This is a genomic window from Paenibacillus sp. 598K (genome assembly GCF_003851045.1).
Classification (GTDB): Bacteria; Bacillota; Bacilli; order Paenibacillales; family Paenibacillaceae; genus Paenibacillus_D.
This window is the reverse complement of the sequence record NZ_BFBX01000135.1, coordinates 19449-37254: the sequence shown is the minus strand read 5'-3', so window position 1 is coordinate 37254 and position 17806 is coordinate 19449. Positions and strand designations below refer to the sequence as shown.

Sequence of the window (17806 nt, the reverse complement as noted above, 5' to 3'; positions counted from 1 at the left end):
CTGCCCGACTCGCCGACGATAGCCAGCGTCTCGCCGCGCGCGACGGTGAAGCTGACGCCGTTGACCGAGGGGACGACGCCCTCCGGCGTCTTGAATTGCGTTCGCAGCCCTCTCACTTCCAGCAATTCCGCCATCTGTTCCGCTCCTTTCCGCTCTTGCTTAATCCTTCGTCTTCATGCGCGGGTCGAGCACGTCGCGCAGCCAGTCGCCGAGGAAGATGACGCCCAGCACCGTGATCGTGATCGCGATCCCCGGCAAGGCGGCGACCCACCAGCTCGTGGCGATATATTGCCGTCCATCGCTCAGCATGCCGCCCCAGGAGACGTCAGGCGACTTGATCCCGAGGCCCAGGAAGCTGAGCGAGGCCTCCATCAAGATCGTCGTCGCGACGTTGAGCCCGGAGAGGACGATAAACGAGGAGGCGATATTGGGCAGGATGTGACGCAGCATGATGCGCCCGCCGCCTGCCCCGACCGAGCGGGCCGCCTTGACGAAGTCCCGCTCCTTGATGCTCAGCACCTCGCCGCGCACGACGCGCGCGTAGGACACCCAGTTGGTGAGGCCGATGACGAAGATAAGCGTCGTCAGCCCCGGTCCGACGACCGCCAGTACGACGAGCATGAGCAGGATCGACGGGATCGCCAGGAAGGCATCCGCCGTTCGCATGATCGTCGCGCTCACCCAGCGGCCGTAGTACCCGGCCAGCAGCCCGAGCGCCGCGCCGAGCAAGCCGGAGACGAGCACCGCGCCGAAGCCGACGATGAGCGACACTCTCGCGCCATAGACGAGGCGGCTGAAAATATCGCGGCCGAGGTTGTCAGTGCCCAGCAGATGCGCGTCGACGCCGCCCTCCATCCAGGCGGGAGGCTTGAGCCGCAGCAGCGGATCGAGCTCGCCCGGGTCATGCGTGGCGATCAGCGGCGCGCAGACGGCGACGATGACCGTGAGCAGGACGATGATCGCCCCGGTCGTCCCCGTCTTGCTCTTCCAGAGCAGGCCGAGCAGCTTGCGATAGCCCGGCCGCCGCGCAGCCATGCCGTCCGCGAGCAGACCGCCTGCGCCCGCAGGCTCCAGTTCCCTTGCCATAGGCTCCCCCCTTTGCGATATGTCAGCCATTGTACTTAATCCTCGGATCCAGCAAGCGATAGACGAGATCGGTGAGCAGATTGGTGACGATGACCGTGATCGCGATGACGAATACGGCTGCCTGAACGATCGCCATGTCGCGCGTATTGATCGAGGTGACGAGCAGTTGTCCAAGACCTGGCCAGGCGAACACCGTCTCGGTGACGAGCGTGCCGCCGATCAGACTCGTGAACTGCAGCCCCATAATCGTCACGACAGGGATCATGCCGTTGCGCAGCGCATGCTTGCCGACGACGATCGCCTCCAGCAATCCCTTGCTGCGAGCCGTGCGGATATAATCCTGACCCAGGATCTCCAGCATATTGGAGCGGATGAGCCGAGTCATCTGCGCCGCCAGACCGACGCCGAGCGTGAATGCCGGCAGCACCAGATGGGCCAGGCCGCCGCGTCCCGACACCGGCAGATAGCCGAGCTGCACCGAGAAGATCAGGATCAGCATGATCCCCATCCAGAAGTTCGGCATCGCCTTGCCGATGACGGCGATCCCGGAGATGAACAGGTCGAGCACCGTGTTGCGCTTGACCGCCGAGAGGATGCCGAGCGGCAGCGCCAGCACGACTGCGATCAGCATCGCTGCGGCCGCCAGCTCGAAGCTCGCGGGCAGACGCTCCAGGACGAGCGGCAACGCCTTCTCCCCGTAGTGAAACGATGTCCCGAAGTCGCCGCGCACCACATTGCCCAGGAAGGTGCCGAATTGCTCGTAGAGCGGACGATCGAGTCCCCACGCTGCACGCAGCGCTTCGCGATCCGCCTCGGTCGCCGTCTCCGGCAGCATCAGATTGACCGGATCTCCCGTCACATGCACCAGGATGAATACGATCAGCGATATCAAAAACAGGACCGGTACGATTTGGAGCACCATCCTGACCACATAGTTGCGCACCGCCGCGCCTCCTCCAAGCGAAGGAGGGGAACTGCAAGAGTTCCCCGTTCCGTGCCGCTTATTTTAACGTAATCTCTTCTGCGAAGAACATCTCGTCCAGGCGCGGCGCATACGCGATCCGATCGCTGACGCCATAGATGCCCTTCATCTGATACAGGTAGATGGTCGGACGATCATTGGCGATATGCTGCTGCACTTGCTGGAATTGCTTCTCGCGGTCGGCAGGGTCCATGTTGGACGCAGCCGATTGCAGCAGCTCTTCGACCTCGGCGTTATCGTAGTCGGTCTCGCCCTTGCCGTTTTCCTTGAGGAATCGGTTGTAGTTGTTCGATGCGTCGAACAGCGAGTTGCCGACGCCGAGCAGGAACAGCTCCTTGAAGCCCTTGGCGTTGTAAGTTTCGCTGAACTTGCTCGGCTCCAGAATCTCCAGGTTGACCTCGAATCCGGCCTGCGTCAGCATCGCCGCCGTCACCTCGGCGACTTCCTTGTAGTTGGAGCCTGCAGTGAACGTAATCTTCGGTCCGCTCTCGTAGCCCGCTTCCTTGAGCAGCGCCTTGGCCCGGTCCAGATCGTAGAGCTGTTGGTCATACAGGCTAGGATCGGCGCCAAAGTTGCCCGGCGTCACCGAGGTGCGCGTCGGGATGCCTGCGCCGCCGGCGATGCTGTCGATGATCGCTTGCTTGTCGATCGCCAGCTCGACCGCCTCGCGCACCTTCGGATCGGCCGTTACCGAACCCTCCGCGGTACGCATCAGCACATGCAGCACGCGCTGGATCGTCGCTTGCTCGACGGACGCCTTGTCCGAAGCGTCGATCCGCTCGATATCGGTGGCCGGCACGTTGGAGACGATGTCGACGCCTCCGGTGAGCAGCTCGGATACGCGCGTGGACGCCTCCGGGATCATCCGGAAGACGACCTTGTCCCATTTCGGCTCGCCGCCGAAGTAGTCGTCATACTTGACCAGCTCGATGCGATCGTCCTTGGCCCAGTTGCTGTACTTGTAAGGACCGGTGCCGACCGGCGCCTTCAGGAAGGCTTCCATGCCGTTTTCCTCGATGTACTTGGACGGCAGGATATCTGCGCCCATCCGCGACAGTCGGTTGAGCATGATTGGGTCGGGGTTGTTCGTGACGATATCGACCGTATGCTCGTCGACGATATTCACTTCCTTGAGGTCCTTGTAGTACGTATGCTGCTTCAGTCCGCTGTCCTTGGCTACCCGCTCCAGCGAGAACTTGACGTCCGCCGACGTGAACGGATCGCCGTTGTGGAACTTCACGTCGTCGCGCAGCTTGAAGCGCCACGTCGTGTCGTTGACCTGCTCCCAGGAGGTGGCCAGCGACGGCTGCTTGTTTTGCGAGCTGTCGTTTTTCAGCAGGTAGTCGAAGACGTTGACCATGACCGCCTCGCTGAACGTGTTGTTGTTGTTATGCACGTCGAAGCTCTCGATATCCGTCGGGTTGGCGATCGTCAGCACCTTCTCGCCGCTCTCTGCCGCCGGCGTCTCGGTCCCTGCGCCCGAGTTGTTCGTGCCCGCTGTGCCGGGATCGGTTGTGTTGCCGCCTTTGTTGCCGCCGGAGCAGCCTGCGAGGATCAGCATCGCTGCCAGCAGGACGATCAGTCCCTTGGCCAGTCCTCTTGTCGATGTCCATGTGCGTTGCATCTGTTAGCCTCCATTATGATGTAATATGTTCGCTTACCGGGTGTTGCAGATAAGACAGCCCAAGCTGGGCGAGCAAGGCCGCGCCGAGCACCATCGCTTCCTCGTCGAGATCAAAGCTCGGATGGTGAAGCGGATAGCGCGTCTCCTCGCTGCCGTCGCTGGCGCCGAGCCGGAAGAACACGCCGGGCACCTGCTGGGCATAAAAAGCAAAATCTTCGCCGCCGGTCGACGGCTTCACGTACGACCACGGCTTGCCGCCGAGCAGCCGCTCGCTCGTCTCCGTGAAAAAACGGACCATGCGGCTATCGTTATGAACGGAAGGATAACCCATCCCGAACGTCAGCTCGTAGCCCGCGCCGAACGACTGGACGATGCCGCCGATCACCTGATGCAGCAACTGCGGCACCTGCTGGCGCAGATCGTCGGAGAGGGTGCGGACTGTCCCCTTCATCCGTACCTCGGGGGCGATCGCCGTCCCCATGTAGCCGCCCTCGATGCGGCCGATCGTCACGACGATCGCCTCGAGCGGATCGACCATACGGCTGGCGATATGCTGCAGCGCCGTGATGACCTGGGCGGAGACGGTGATCGCGTCGATCGCCTCATGCGGACGCGCCGCATGGCCGCCACGGCCGGTGATGACCAGCTCGAAGCCGTCTGCCGAGGCAAAGGCCGCGCCGTCGGTGACGGCGAGCTGACCAGTCGGCAGCGCCGGGAATACGTGCAGGCCAGCCATCGCTTCGATGACAGGCTCCTGCGTCAGCAGGCCGTGGTCGATCATCGCCTTGGCGCCGGCCAGCCCTTCCTCGGCGGGCTGGAAGACGAACTTGATATTGCCGCGCTCCGGCGCTCCGAGCTCGGACAACAGTCCGGCCGCGCCCATCAGGATGCTCGTATGGGCGTCATGCCCGCACAGATGCGCCTTGCCGGGCACGGTCGAGCAATACTCGACCTGCTTGGCGTCCTGGATCGGCAGCGCGTCCATGTCGGCGCGCAGTCCGATCGTCGGGCCCGGCTCGCGGCCGCGCAGCAGACCGACGACGCCGGTGCCCCCGAGTCCGGTCTGCACCTCCAGTCCTAGCGAGCGCAGATGCGCCGCGACGATGCCGGAGGTCCGCACCTCCTCGTAGCCGATCTCCGGATGGCGGTGGAAGTCCCGCCGCCAGGCGATCATCCGCTCGCGCCACGCCGCGGCGCCGCTCAGGATGCGCTCCGTCAGCTCTGGCCGCTCAGTCATGCGCCTCTCCTCCTCTCTTCTCATGATGCCCTTCCGCCGGAGGCGCGAATACCCGGCTATGGATCGCGTCGGCGGAGCCGCCGATATGCTGTCGCATCATGGCTCTCGACAGCTCGTGGTCCCGCGCCTTGATCGCCTCGAACAGGCTGGTGTGCTTCTCGTTGTTCGTCTGTCTGACCTGGTCGTTGTAGGGCATCAGATCGAGCGCCGGATTGATCCGCGTCCGGATCTTGCGCACGGCCTGCTCGAAGTGGCGATTGCCCGAAGCCCGGGCGATCTTGAGGTGGAACTTGACATCCAGCGCGCGGAACAGCTCCCGTGGACAGGTAGCCACCCGGCTGAGCTCCAGATAGCTCTGAAGCTCCGCCAGCTCCTCGTTCGTGATGCGCTGCGCCGCCAGCGCCGCCGCCTCGGGCTCGATGACCAGCCGGTACTCGAACAGCCGCAGCATCTCCTCCCAGTTGTCCGCCAGCTCCTGGCGATTGCGCAGATGCGAGTTCATCGTGATCGGCAGCACGAAGGTGCCGCCCTTGGCCCCTACCCGCTTCTCGATCAGCCCCTTCTCCTCCAGCTGACCTAGCGCCTCCCGCACCGCCAGGCGACTGGCGTTGAAGATCGATGCCAGCTCGCGCTCCGTGGGGAGCTGCTGCTCGGACATCAGCTCCTTCAGGAGGATCGCCTCCTCCAGCTGCTCGAGGATGAAGTCGCTCACTTTTTTGGCGTTTACCTGCTCCAGATGAACAGGGAATTGCACCTGCATATGCTCACACTCCTGTTATCAAGTCGACATGAAGCCCGCGTTCTGTTCAACGTTTCATCCATTCGCATGTTGTCGTCTCGCGTCATTAAGCTCTATTGATCGTACCTTAGACCTCTAAGGACTAATAAACGAACCATTAAGGTTAGGTTTATTATAGTCGCGCCTTTCGACATAGTCAATGGGATTAGTGGGATTTCACACAAAAGGGTGACATTCAGGTCGTAAAACGGCAGCATCTCCGCAGCGAGTCATCGACCCGCCGCGGAGATGCTTGTGTGCTAGCTGTCTTTGTTCAGGAGCTGCCAGTCCGTTACCTCCAGCAGATAAGGCGTCATCGGCGCGAGCGTCAGCTCGGCGCCCCACGCGCTGCCGCTGATCAGATCACGGAAAGCGACCGCCCACTCGCCATCCTGGATTACGGCCGCCACTGTCGGCGCTGCGCCATAGTTCATGACATTAAGCAAGGTTCGTCCTTCCAGTGTCACGCTCCGCCAGGCTACATCCCCAGCTGGAGGGAGGCTGCTGCCGGATGGAGGCACGCTCGCGCCATCGATGACCTGTAGACGCTCCGGGACTGCCGACAGCAGGAGCGGCTGCAGATCCTCGCGGAGCTGTGCGGCGCTGCGTCCGGCTGCTACGGTAACGGCGTGCGACTGCACATCGGCCAGTTCGACAGCAGATGACGGTGTGCCGTCCGGCCGTGTCGCCAACGCGCCTGCACCGATCAGCAGCAGTTCGCCATCGTCCTCCGCGAACGCCCGGATCGCCGTCAGCGTCGCCGCCTCCACATGCGTCGCTTGCGGGACCACGAGAACCTTGTAGTCGTCCAGCCCGCCTGCCGCCGCCTGCTGCTCGGATACGAAGCCAACCTTCTGTCCGCTGTAAGCTATCGCCTCATAGGCCCGCAGCAGTACCTGATGGTAGTCCGGCGCATAGATGCCGGAAGCTGTGGAGTACAGGATTGCCACCAGGGGTTCCTCATGCTGCAGCGCCGTCACCTCCTCCGCCAAGCGGTTCAGGTCGAGGTTCGTCCTCCCGATCGCTGCCACTACATCGGGACGATGCAGGATGCTGCCTTCACTGCTCGCAGCGGGATTATAGGTGCGTTCCCAGATCCAGAACGTCGATGCGCTGCGCCCGTGAATCGCGCTCTGCCAGAGCGATGCCCGCACATGTCTGGCCTGCTCAGGGGTATACTGGGCATCGCCGTCCGCGATCACGTGGTGCTCGGAGTTGAACACCGGCGCTTCCCGGAAGGACGCCTGCATATCATAGAAGCTCAACTCCTCCATGAAGCCCTTCGCCCCTTCGTGGATGTAGTTCCAGTTGTCGTTGCCGTTGATCTGGCTCATCTCGGAGAAGCGCTCCACGTCGATGCCCCAGGCCAGGCTGCCCTTGGGGTCGCCCATGATCTTGGCATGCACCGGCAGCTCCGGCGACAAGTCATGGATGACGTCAGCCAGCCATTCGTGCCAGCTCGCAAAGTAATCCTGATTAAACAGCACATAATCATACGTACGCCGGTCCGGTGTCATGCCGCTCGGCATCGGGACATCGTCAAACCCGACATACCCGCTCTGATAGGCGGCGTTAAGCCCGGCGATCTGCCCCTCATATACATCGGCCAGGTAGGCGTGCCATGCCGGGAGCGCATAAGGGTCTACCCGCGTATCGTAGGTCGGTTCATTGGTCAGCGTAATGCTATGCAGCGAATCATAGTCATCCACGGCCGGGATGAGCGCGGCGAGATAATCCGCGATGATCGCCTGTGCCGTCGGGTGAAAGATCGAGAACTTGATGCCGCCGCTGTTCGGAACGTTCAGCTCCGGCCACCGACTCAATGCCCAGGCCGGAAAATAATGCGGCGAGATCAGCAGATTCACGGCGATATCATGCTCCTCTGCCCGCTGCAGCACCTGGCGAATATCGGAATTGATTTTGGCACTCGACACCACGTAATCCTTGGCCGGATCATAGCCCCCCAACTCCTCGAACCCCGGGTTCTGCACCAGATTGAGCGTATCGCCGGCCTTGGTCACGCTCAGATCGTCGATGTAGATCGTCCCCGAATTCTCGGAGAGCAGCACCAGCGGGAACGATGTTTCACTGGGCCCGGTCGTATACGTCGTCGTCACCTGTGTCCAATCGTAGGTGCCGCCAGGGAAGGCCTGCCGCTTCTTCCAGCCCGGACCGCCGGGGAACCAGACGTTGCGGGCGCCCTCTCCCTTGACCCAGGCGCTGAATGCATACGTCGTCGACGGCTCCACCGTCAGCGTCTGCGTGACATTGATGAAGACATTGGCCTGATACGGCGAGTCGTTCTCAATCTTGAGCGAGCGATCGCCGGTATGGCTGATCCCTTCCGCATAGGCGGCCGTCGCCTCTGCCCCGCCGGAGCGGTAGACGTTGTACCCGTAGATGTAGTCCCTGTTGTCCATGATGACATCACGCGGTCCCAGCTCGATCTGGATCATGTTGGCGCCCAGGTCCTGGAACTTGGGGATGTCAGCCCTCACCTGGCCAAAATGGCCATAGCCCGTAAAGAAAATCGGCCGTTCCTCCGTCACGCCGCTGCTGCGTACGGTCGTATCGCCCACAAAGGAATAGCCGGATAAGGCGTAGGGGCCGCTCACGTACCGCGGCGCAGCCACAGGCTCGGCCTCGTCAGCCAGCACTGCGTTCAGTGTCGCCTCCGCTTCATCGTACAGCTCGCGCAGCGCTGCTGCTACATACTGAGCGCGCGGCAGGCGGCCATTGGCGATATCGTCTCTGCCATAGCCGATGAAGTCCGCGATCACCGTATAGTTCACCCGTTCGTAATCGGTCGCCAGTCCTTGCCCCTCTGCCTGGGTCAGCAGCAGCTCCAGCGCGGGCAGCTCCGTCTCCAGCCCGTCCAGCAGCGCCTCGATATCCGCTGCGGACAGCGCGGCTTCCAGGACCACCCTATGTTCGAACGATGGCCCTCCCGCTTCGCTGACCGTGAAGTCCAGCTCATGCGTGCCCGCCACGCTCGCCGTGTAGTCCAGCTCCAGCACCGCCACCGATGAGGCAGGCAGCTCAAACACGGAGGCGGCATCGATGGCGTCAGAGGCAAATGCAAGCTCCACCGGCACGCTATCCCAATTGGCCGCATAGACCGTATACCCGATCGGATCGCCTACAACCGCTTGCTCTTGTCCCTCCACCCACATACTCCATGGCTCATCCGATGGGATCAGATGCAACTGCGCATGCAACGAAGGGTCCTTCGCCTTGCCGATGCCCGGCGTCCATTCGATCCACCCTCGCCTGCCTGTGCCGTCGTTGTCGTTGATCAGCAGGGTGAACGGCAGCCGCCCGTCCGCCGGACGCTCTGCGGCGATCGCCGTCCACGGCAGCCGAGCCTCATAGGTTGTATAGTCGCCGATGCGCGAAGCTGCGACCTGCACCTGCTCTGGTCCGTCGATCGCCCCGCCTGTGCTGAAGCGTGCAACCTCAGCCCCGCTATCCCCCTTGCTGACCGCGTATTCGGGGCCATATGCGTCGCCCAGGCCAAATGCGAACTGAATGCTGTCGCCACGCCACATCGTACTGCCCGCCACCGGCTCGTGCACATCATCCCGCACGCTCGCCGCCCAATAAAAGTAATCCTCGTCGTAGGCCAGTTACACATCCGCCGACAGATCCGCCTCTCCCGTCCATCCGTTCAGCTCGATCTGAGCCGGCTCGGCAGGCAGCTGCACCTGCGCATAAGCAGCCCACTCCGTCAATTCGCCATCAAGCGTGATCGTCCCCGCCTCATGTACCGGCACTGCTCGCCTGCCGCCAAACGTATCCCGCATCTGCGACCAAGACATGATCTCCGGCACAATCGCAATGGTTGCGCTTTCATTTTCTTCCTGCGCATAGATCCGGGGCAGCTCCGCCTTGGTAAATGCTGCTCCTCCGGCCATGCCTGCGCCTAGCGCGACGATCAGACAGCTTGCCGTCACCCGGCGCATGCTCCCCATAGCTCCTGTTCTTCTCATGACATCCTCTCCTTTGTCCGATTGACGGCAGCCGGACTACAACTGCCTCAGCAGTCCCTCGCCGTTTCTCTTGCATTCATAACATGTCGGCACTGGCCTCGGCCATGCCTCCTCTGGCAGCCCTCACCTCCTCCTGAGCGGGGCATACGCCCGGCCCTTGCCTGGGCAAGGGCCGGGCGACGCAGCCGTCAACCCTTCACCGAGCCGATCAGCACCCCTTTGACAAAATGCTTCTGTAAAAACGGATATACCGCCAAAATCGGCGCGACGGTAATGATGATGGCTGCGGCCTTCAGCCCCTCCGGCTGGATGTACAGCGAGGAGTCGCCTCCGCCAATCAAGGCATCCAGCGGCGTCTGCAGCATCTGATAGAGCTTCACCGTCACCGGCAGCAGCTCCGATCTGCTGATGAAATACAAGGCGTTGGCGTAGGTGTTCCACAGCGCCACGGCATAGAACAGCGAGATAGCCGCGAGAATCGCCTTGGAGAGCGGCAGCGTCAGCCGGAAGAAAAGCGTCAGATCGGACGCCCCGTCGATGGTGGCTGACTCCTCCAGCTCGGGCGGCAGCCCCTCGAAAAACGATTTCATGACGAACAGATTGTACGCGCTGACCAGTCCAGGCAGCCAGATCGCCCAGAAGGTATTGATCAGATGCAACTGCTTCACCAGGAGGAACAGCGGAATCAGCCCGGTCCCGAACAGCATGCTGAAGAGCACCATGAACGTGAACACGGCTCGGCCCTTGAGCCGTCGCTTCGCCAGACTGTAGGCTGCAGGGGTCGTGGCGATCATGTGAAGCAACGTGCCGATCAAGGTGATGAAGACCGTATTCTTGAGGGCCACGAGCAACTGGCCGTCACGGAACAGCCGTTCATAGGCCATGACATTGAACTCTACGGGGAGCAGCGTCACCTCCCCGGCGATGATGGCGCGACTGCTGCTCAGGGACATCGCCAGGATGTTAACCAGCGGGAAGATCGTCGCCGCGGCGCACAGCAGCAAGAACAGATGCAGCGGCCAGCTCCGCAGCCGATGTGCGAGCCTTACCATAGCCCGCCCTCCCCCAGTTTTTTGACCGCTTTATTAACGATCAGCACCAGGATGAGCCCGATTACGCCCTGAAACAGGCCCACTGCAGTGGCCAGGCTGTATTGGGCATTTTGCAGACCGGTCCGGTAGACATAGGTGCTGATGACGTCCGCGACGCTGAACACGGCGGGATTCTGCAGATTGAACACATGCTCGAAGCCGACATCCATCATCTTGCCCATCTGCAGCACCAGCAGGATCGCGATCGTGCCGCGGATACCCGGCAGCGTAATATGCCAGATCTGCCGCAGCTTGCCCGCCCCGTCCATCTTGGCCGCCTCGTAGAGACCGGGGTCGATGGCGGCGATCGCCGCCATGTAGATGATCGTCCCCCAGCCGGCCCCTTGCCAGACCGTAGAGAGGGAGAATACGACCGGCCACCAGCCGGTATCCGTCATAAAGTAGATCGGTTCGATGCCTGCCAGACCGAGCAGGCTGTTGACCACCCCGGTGGACGGCGAGAGCAGCGAGACGATGATGCCGCCGAGCACGACCCATGAGATGAAGTAGGGCAGATAGAGCATGTTCTGCACACTGCGCTTGAACCAGTGCAGCCTCACCTCGTTGAGCAGCACCGCCAGCACGATCGGCGCCGGAAAGGCAACGATCAGGCTATAGAGGTTCAGGAGCAGCGTATTGCGCAGCACCTGCCAGAAGTCGGGGCTCGCCAAGAGGATGTGAAAGTGCTTGAAGCCTACCCACTGGCTCCCCCAGACGCCCTGAAGCAGCCGAAAGTCCTTGAAGGCGATCAACTCGCCGTACAGCGTCACGAATTTGAAGAGAAAAAAGTAGCTGATCGCAGGTACCAGAAACAGATACAGATACCGATCGCGCACCAGATAATACAGCAGTCCCGACCGCTGCGCTGCAAGCTTCTCCACTCTCTTGCCGCGCTTGCCGGTCTGCGCATGCGGCGTAGCCTCCAGCATGTTCACTTCACTCCTAGTTCCATTTATCCTTGTTAGCGCCGTACCACTCCTGCACCTTGACGGTCACCGCTTCGCCGCCAAGGCTGTTCCATGCGCTGCGCAGCTCGGCCACAGCTTGCTCTGGCGTCGTGTCGGTCATCGACATCCGCACGTTGATCTCCTTCCACTTGGCCTCGAATTGGGTGGCGATCGCCGCATACTCCTGAACGGGCGGCACATATGGGATGTCCTTGCGATACGCGTACGTCTGCGAGTTCTCGATGATCGTCGTCTTCAGCTCGGCGATCGCCCGGTCCACGGGGTCTTCGCCGGCACGAATCCGCAGGTAGTCGGGGGTTTGCTGCTCCTGATGAACAAGGCGATATTCGTTGGCGTAAGCGACTTCCTTCTGCCACTTCTCCAGATCGGTCGTTACCGGGATACCGTCCTTCAGCTCATAGTGCTCCCCTTCGAAGCCAAAAGCCATCGGCTCCCAGCCGCCATCGATCAGCCAATCGATGAAGCGGATCGCCGCCTCGGGATCAGCCATATCCTTATTGAACGCCGTCAGCAGGAAGTTCGGCACCTCTAGCTGATAGCCATTCGTGCCATACTTCGTCTCGAGCGGCGGCAGCACCGCCAGCTTGGCCTCCGGCTCATTCTTCAGCAGTTCCCCCAGCATACTGTCATTAATATTGGCAAAGTAGATGCCTGATCGTCCGGTCGTCCATAGCTGACGCTGGCGCGAGTATTCCTTGTCCGTGGCGTACTCCTTGTCGACCAGCCCTTCATGATAGACCAACTGGCGAAACGCCATCGCATCGGCGTAGCGCTCCGTAAAAAAGCTCTGCACCACTTGTTCGTCCTCGACGAACCACTCTCCGCTGCGCGCCATGAACCAGTCGTCCACAATCGGCTGATAGGCGGTAGACATCGCCATCGGCACGACGCCTTCCTTGTAATCGCGGAAAGCTCTGGCCACTTCAAGCAACTCATCCACCGACGCCGGCATCTCCAGCTTCAGCGCATCCAGCCAATCCTGACGGATATACACCGCCGTACTGCCTCGGGTCGGGCGCAGACTCGCGATCGCATACATTTTGCCGTCCTCCAGCGTCAGATACGGCTTCAGCTCCGGGTGCTCGGTCAGATAATTCTTGTAGCTGGTGCTGTACTGCTCGATATAGTCATCCAGCGGCTGGATTGCCCCTTCTGTGGCCCAGCGGGTGATGAAGTCGCGGTTATACGTGCTCATCAGATCCGGCGCCTGCTCGGAAGCGATCAGGACGTTGAACTTGTCGGCCTCCTGGTTGCGCGGGATCGGCATCCATTGCACCTGGACGCCGGACTGTTCATTAATATATCGCGTCCAGCGATTGTCCTCGTAGGTGCCTTCGTCCGATGCCACCTGTCCGCGGTCATAGATGGAGGCGGAGATGACTGACTTGGCCGCTGTGCCGCTCTGGTCGGGCGCAGCCGCTTCCCCTCCTTCGGTTGTCTGGGACGAGAGCGCGCCTCCGTTGCTGCAGGCGCCCAGCACGATTGCCGCGCACAGCAGCAGCATCAGCAGCGAGACACCCCTGTGCCGCGCACCGCGTCGTTGCTGCCAGACTGCTCCGCCCTGTGCCGGACGGTGAGGATGCTGGTGGATGGATGGTTGATTCATGCTTTGACCTCCGTTGTCTATATAGTCTAGCCACGCCGCTCCGCTTGCTCCGGGAGGCAGCGCCTGCCTTGCACCATCAACGTTAGCCCAGCCGGGCGCTCCGGGATAGTTGCACATTGTTGAATCCGCTGCCAACTGCTACGATTGTAGAAAACAACAGCCCATCGTAGATTGTGACATGCCACGGTCGGGAGCAGATATCCTATAATAATAACGTTCAAGGGCAGGTTACGGCCAACTACCGCAAAAGGAGCTGACAGCTTGAAACGACGCATCTCCAGAAAAGTACAGCTCATCTATATCGGTCTGTTCGTGCTGGTCATCGGCAGCATGCTGGCCCTGCATTATATCGGCACGGTACGCCAGTTGGAGAAGCAGATGATCTCCTCCAACCAGAACGTGCTCGGACAGATCAACAAACGGATCGACAGCATGCTGCAGGACATCGATCTGACGATCCTGAACATGCTGCGTACCCCTGGCAGCGCCACCTTCTTCGAGCAGGGAGCGCCCGATACGCCCGAGCATTATCTGTTCGTCTCCGGTCTGCAAGAGCAGCTCTCCAGTATCCTCGGAGCGAACTTCAACATGAAGTCGGTGATGCTCTACGCCAAGCGCAGCGATCGTGTGCTGACCGCCGCAGGCTACGCCAGGCTCTCGGAGGCGCCCGAGCTGGCGCACATCAAGACGCTGGTGGAGCAAGGCCGGATCGGCAAGTGGACCGGGCTGCCGGAGAGCCGCGAGCTGCTGCTCGTCCGCCACTATCCGGTCAATGCAGCCCCCGCCGACAGCAGCGGCCTCATCGCCGTCCGCATCAACCCCGGCAGTATCGCCGCGATGTTCGATGATCTTCAGTTCAGCGACAGCTACAATGTATGGCTCGTCGACAGGCAAGGCGTGGTCATCGCGCACAAGGATGCCCGGATGATGTACGAGACGATAGCGGGGGAGGCGGCGGAGCAGGCATTGACGCAGAACGGCAGCGGGTATGTACCGGAGCGGACGGCGGCGGGCAAGCGTTATGTCTTCTATGCACACTCCACCTACAGCGGGTGGAAGCTGCTGTATGCCGTCACCGGCCAGCAGCTCGGCGCCACGACGCTGACACTGCGCTACATCTTGGGCGGACTGGCTCTGTTCATGGCTATGCTCGCTGTCGTTGCCACACGCTTCGTCAACTCCCGCTGGTTTGCGCCGATGGAGTCGCTGATCGATCGGATCGAGGAGATCGCCGCCAGGCCTTCCGGAGCTGGCCATACAGCGGGAATCGGCGGGCTGCCTGGCAGGCTGGGCTACACCGCCCTTCAACACCGGATCGAAGAGGTGTTCCACGGCTATACGGATGCCGAGCGCAGACTGCGCGAGGGCCGGCCTGCCCTCAAGCTGCAGGTGCTCTTCGAGGTCCTGAGCGGCGCCCGCACCCGGTTCGAGACGGCACAGCCGCTGCTGGAGCAGGCTGGCGTGCGGCTGCACGCCGCAACCTACATCGTCCTGACGATCGCCTATGACAACCAGTCGCGACTGACGGGCATGAGCGATCTCCATCTGTATCTGTACGCGCTGTGCAATGTCGCAGAGGAGCTGTTGCAGTCTTATGGCGATGAGATGCTCGGCGTGGCCGTTCAGACAAGCGGTATGCAGGCGGCGATCATCCTGAGCTTCGGCACAGCGGACGCCTCGCGCAACAACGAGCTGGCGCTTGGCTATGCGCATGCGCTGAGAGATTGCATCGCCGATATTTTCAAGCGGACGATCAGCATCGGTGTCGGCCGCGGCGCCGATGCCTTCGACGAGATCCCGGACGCCTATCGCAGCTCGGCCCGACTGCTGGACTACAAGATCGTCGTCGGGGACCATGCCGTGATTACAGCCGGGGAGATCGGCGAGCGGGATCGCCACCGGCTGATCGCGGTATTCGGCGCGGTGGACAGCCTGCTGGAGGCCGTGCGCCAGGGACACGAGGCACGGACGCATGAGCGGCTGGAAGAGCTGTTCGAGCTGGCGGCCAGCACTCAGCTTACCAAGGATATGATCGTCCAGCTCTGCCTGCAGGTCGTGCTCAAGGCGATGCATGCTATCCGCGAGGACGTCGAAGCGGACAAGCACGGCGATCAGCCGGGTTTCGGGGAGCTGCCCGGCAGTCTGGAGAGCTGCGAGACGCTGCGGGAGATGCGCCTCACCGTCGAGGCGGTGCTGCTCCGGATGATCGCACGCATGGAGGAGCGTCGCAGTCGCAGCCGGACAGGGGAGCTGGCGGAGGCGGTGCTGGCCCATCTGGAGGCGCATTATGCGGACAGTGCGATCTCGGTCAATCAACTGGCGGAGAGCTATCGCATCAGCCCCAACTATCTCAGTACGATCTTCAAGGAGCATACGGGCCGTAACTTTGTCGACACGCTGATTCAATTGCGAATCGCGGCCGCCTGCAATCTGCTGCTGGAGACGCCGCTCAAGCTCAATGAAATTGCCCTCCGCGTCGGCTATACGAACTTCTCCAGCTTCCTGCGCAACTTCAAGAAGAGCTGCGGCATGACTCCGACGGAATATCGCGCGCTCCACGGCGGCCAAGCCCGTTCGTGAACGCCGATTGCCTTTAACTCGTTTCATTATTGTAGAGCATCTTTTGTAAATCACGGCTGGAGGCAAGGATATTGAATACGAAACGAAGCAAACGAAGCAGAGGGCCATCCCTCGCTTTCGTCATCCTCGCCACTACCGTGGTCGCCTCGGCTTGCGCCACGGATGAGGTAGAGCGCGCGAAGACGCCGACTCCAGATTACATCACCCTCACCTACACGCACGATGTCGAGCAAGAGGGCGAAGACGAAACGAGAATGGACATGGAGTTGTGGGAGTACGATCCTGCAACAACGGAAGCCGTCCGACGCTTCGCCACCGAGTACACTTCCCAGTATCCGCTCGGCTTTTACGACAAGGCGCATCAAGTCGCCTACTATACGAAGCAAAGCGAGCAAGGCGGGGATCAGATCTATCGGACGGACCTTCAGACTAATGAAGAAACGGCGCTGACCGAGCCGTTGACCGCGGTGAATTACATCTACCCGCTCGAGGATCGGGTACTGTTCGTCGCATGCCTGAAAGGGATGCGCAACTTGAGGCTGGGGGCGATCGACAAGAAAACCGGAGACATAAGTTACTGGGAGCCCGAACCGGACATGGAGCCGGGCGGGAGCAGACACGGAGGAGTGGAGGATGCCAGCATCGAGGCATTTACAGTGGATGAAGCGCACGAACGGATCTACCTGTCGGTCTTCTCGGAGGGGAAGCGCCAGCATAGTATCGAGAACCAGAACAACCAGGATGGCCAAAACAACTTCCAGATGCCGATCCATACCGTATACGAGACGGATTACGCCCTCCAGCATACGGAGTCGCTGTTCAGCGAGCCGGAGTGGGTCCGCACCGTCATGGCGAACGGCGACCACGTGCTCGCGCTAAGCGACAAGCGCTATAACGACCCGACGGGGGCTTCGACGCTGATCGACTACGACCGCGAGCACCGGAGCATCGTCAAGACGCCATGGACCGCCAGCCGTCTGCAGGTGGGCGACGCCAACTACGCCAGCGACGGCAAGATTATCTACGGGATTGCCATCGTAGACGACAAGCGCGGGCTGTATGCCTATGACATCGACACAGCCAGCTTCACCGCACGCTTCGTCCCGGAGGATGGCTTCGTCAACAATATAACGGTTGTAAAACGATAAGCCCATTGAACGGTCATCCGATGAAAGGATCACCCCTCCTATTCTCCAAATATTAAAGCCTCCAGCCGCTATGACGGCTGAAGGCTCGTAGGTCGTCCCAAGTATGTTACCCCAATCAAGCTCGGCCAGCCAATACCTCCGCCAGCTCCAGCAGCTGCAGGTCGCAGCCGGGGGCCGCGATCAGCGAGAGACCAATCGGGCAGCCGCCCTCGCCGCGCAGCGGCAGCGTGAGCTGCGGCAGTCCCGCCAGGCCGGCGGGACAGCTCAGCTGCAGCGTCGCTACCCGACTGCGCTCGACCGCCTCGCCGCTCAGCCCTTGCAGCGGCGCGATGCCCGGCACAGTCGGCGCGACGAGCAGCGTCCCCGGCACCAGCAGCTCGCCGAGCCGAGCCCGCACCTCCTCGCGCTTGCGGTATGCCGCTTCGTGATCCTCGCGGCGCAGCGTCGCCGCCCAGGCGAAGCGGTCCGCGATGCCGGGCCCAAAGGACGGCTGCGCCGCCGCGATCCACTCGCCATGCGCCGCCCAGATCTCGAGGCCCTGGATATGGCGGAAGGCCGCCATCCACTCGCCCAGACCCTCCGGCGCCATGCGCACTCGCTCGGCCCCGGCGACGAGCCGCTCCAGCTCCGGCAGATACGCGGTCAGCGCCGCCTGTGTCGGCTCGTCGGCGAGCGCCCACATCTCCTCGGCGACGATCAGCCGGGCAAATGCTGGAG

The 17806-nt window shown here is 61.7% G+C and carries 12 protein-coding genes and 2 pseudogenes; 2 read left to right on the top strand and 12 right to left on the bottom strand.

The genetic code is table 11. The annotated features are described in order from the left end of the window. The 11 genes and pseudogenes from PA598K_RS38400 to PA598K_RS30735 all read right to left on the bottom strand — a co-directional run. A pseudogene (locus PA598K_RS38400) lies at nucleotides 1-134 on the bottom strand (ABC transporter ATP-binding protein); the annotation flags it as partial. 25 nt (nucleotides 135-159) lie between these two features. Then, complete coding sequence (locus PA598K_RS30780; protein ID WP_128660610.1) at nucleotides 160-1035, bottom strand: ABC transporter permease; 876 nt, start codon at nucleotides 1033-1035, stop codon at nucleotides 160-162. Nucleotides 1036-1108: 73 nt separating this feature from the next. Continuing rightward, nucleotides 1109-2029 (bottom strand): ABC transporter permease, encoded by a 921-nt coding sequence (locus PA598K_RS30775; protein WP_128660608.1) that lies wholly within the window; start codon nucleotides 2027-2029, stop codon nucleotides 1109-1111. Between the two features lie 58 nt (nucleotides 2030-2087). Beyond that, nucleotides 2088-3692 carry an ABC transporter substrate-binding protein gene (locus PA598K_RS30770; RefSeq protein WP_260405702.1) on the bottom strand — a complete coding sequence of 535 codons (1605 nt, stop codon included), beginning with the start codon at nucleotides 3690-3692 and terminating at the stop codon, nucleotides 2088-2090. Nucleotides 3693-3705: 13 nt separating this feature from the next. Continuing rightward, complete coding sequence (locus PA598K_RS30765; protein ID WP_128660607.1) at nucleotides 3706-4929, bottom strand: M20 metallopeptidase family protein; 1224 nt, start codon at nucleotides 4927-4929, stop codon at nucleotides 3706-3708. Then, nucleotides 4922-5689 carry a FadR/GntR family transcriptional regulator gene (locus tag PA598K_RS30760; protein ID WP_128660606.1) on the bottom strand — a complete coding sequence of 256 codons (768 nt, stop codon included), beginning with the start codon at nucleotides 5687-5689 and terminating at the stop codon, nucleotides 4922-4924. Before PA598K_RS30760 ends, PA598K_RS30765 begins: the two co-directional genes overlap by 8 nt. Nucleotides 5690-5967: 278 nt before the next feature. Beyond that, on the bottom strand, nucleotides 5968-9333 hold the full coding sequence (locus tag PA598K_RS30755; RefSeq protein ID WP_260405704.1) for a beta-galactosidase: 3366 nt from the start codon (nucleotides 9331-9333) through the stop codon (nucleotides 5968-5970). After that, a complete protein-coding gene (locus tag PA598K_RS30750; protein ID WP_128660604.1) occupies nucleotides 9334-9696 on the bottom strand; it encodes a hypothetical protein in 363 nt (120 codons plus the stop codon). Between the two features lie 188 nt (nucleotides 9697-9884). Continuing rightward, nucleotides 9885-10748 carry a carbohydrate ABC transporter permease gene (locus tag PA598K_RS30745; RefSeq protein ID WP_128660603.1) on the bottom strand — a complete coding sequence of 288 codons (864 nt, stop codon included), beginning with the start codon at nucleotides 10746-10748 and terminating at the stop codon, nucleotides 9885-9887. Beyond that, nucleotides 10742-11716, bottom strand: a complete 975-nt coding sequence (locus PA598K_RS30740) for an ABC transporter permease (RefSeq protein WP_128660602.1) — start codon at nucleotides 11714-11716, stop codon at nucleotides 10742-10744. The genes PA598K_RS30745 and PA598K_RS30740 overlap by 7 nt, the downstream gene beginning before the upstream one ends. Before the next feature lie 13 nt (nucleotides 11717-11729). Continuing rightward, complete coding sequence (locus PA598K_RS30735) at nucleotides 11730-13361, bottom strand: extracellular solute-binding protein (RefSeq protein ID WP_185602325.1); 1632 nt, start codon at nucleotides 13359-13361, stop codon at nucleotides 11730-11732. A gap of 261 nt (nucleotides 13362-13622) precedes the next feature. Here PA598K_RS30735 and PA598K_RS30730 point away from each other — a divergent pair, with 261 nt between their 5' ends. After that, nucleotides 13623-15941 carry a helix-turn-helix domain-containing protein gene (locus PA598K_RS30730; RefSeq protein WP_128660600.1) on the top strand — a complete coding sequence of 773 codons (2319 nt, stop codon included), beginning with the start codon at nucleotides 13623-13625 and terminating at the stop codon, nucleotides 15939-15941. A gap of 71 nt (nucleotides 15942-16012) precedes the next feature. After that, nucleotides 16013-17089 carry a hypothetical protein gene (locus tag PA598K_RS30725; protein ID WP_128660599.1) on the top strand — a complete coding sequence of 359 codons (1077 nt, stop codon included), beginning with the start codon at nucleotides 16013-16015 and terminating at the stop codon, nucleotides 17087-17089. 115 nt (nucleotides 17090-17204) lie between these two features. On the opposite strand, the pseudogene PA598K_RS30720 reads toward PA598K_RS30725, so the two are convergent. Further along, a pseudogene (locus PA598K_RS30720) lies at nucleotides 17205-17806 on the bottom strand (amidase family protein); the annotation flags it as partial.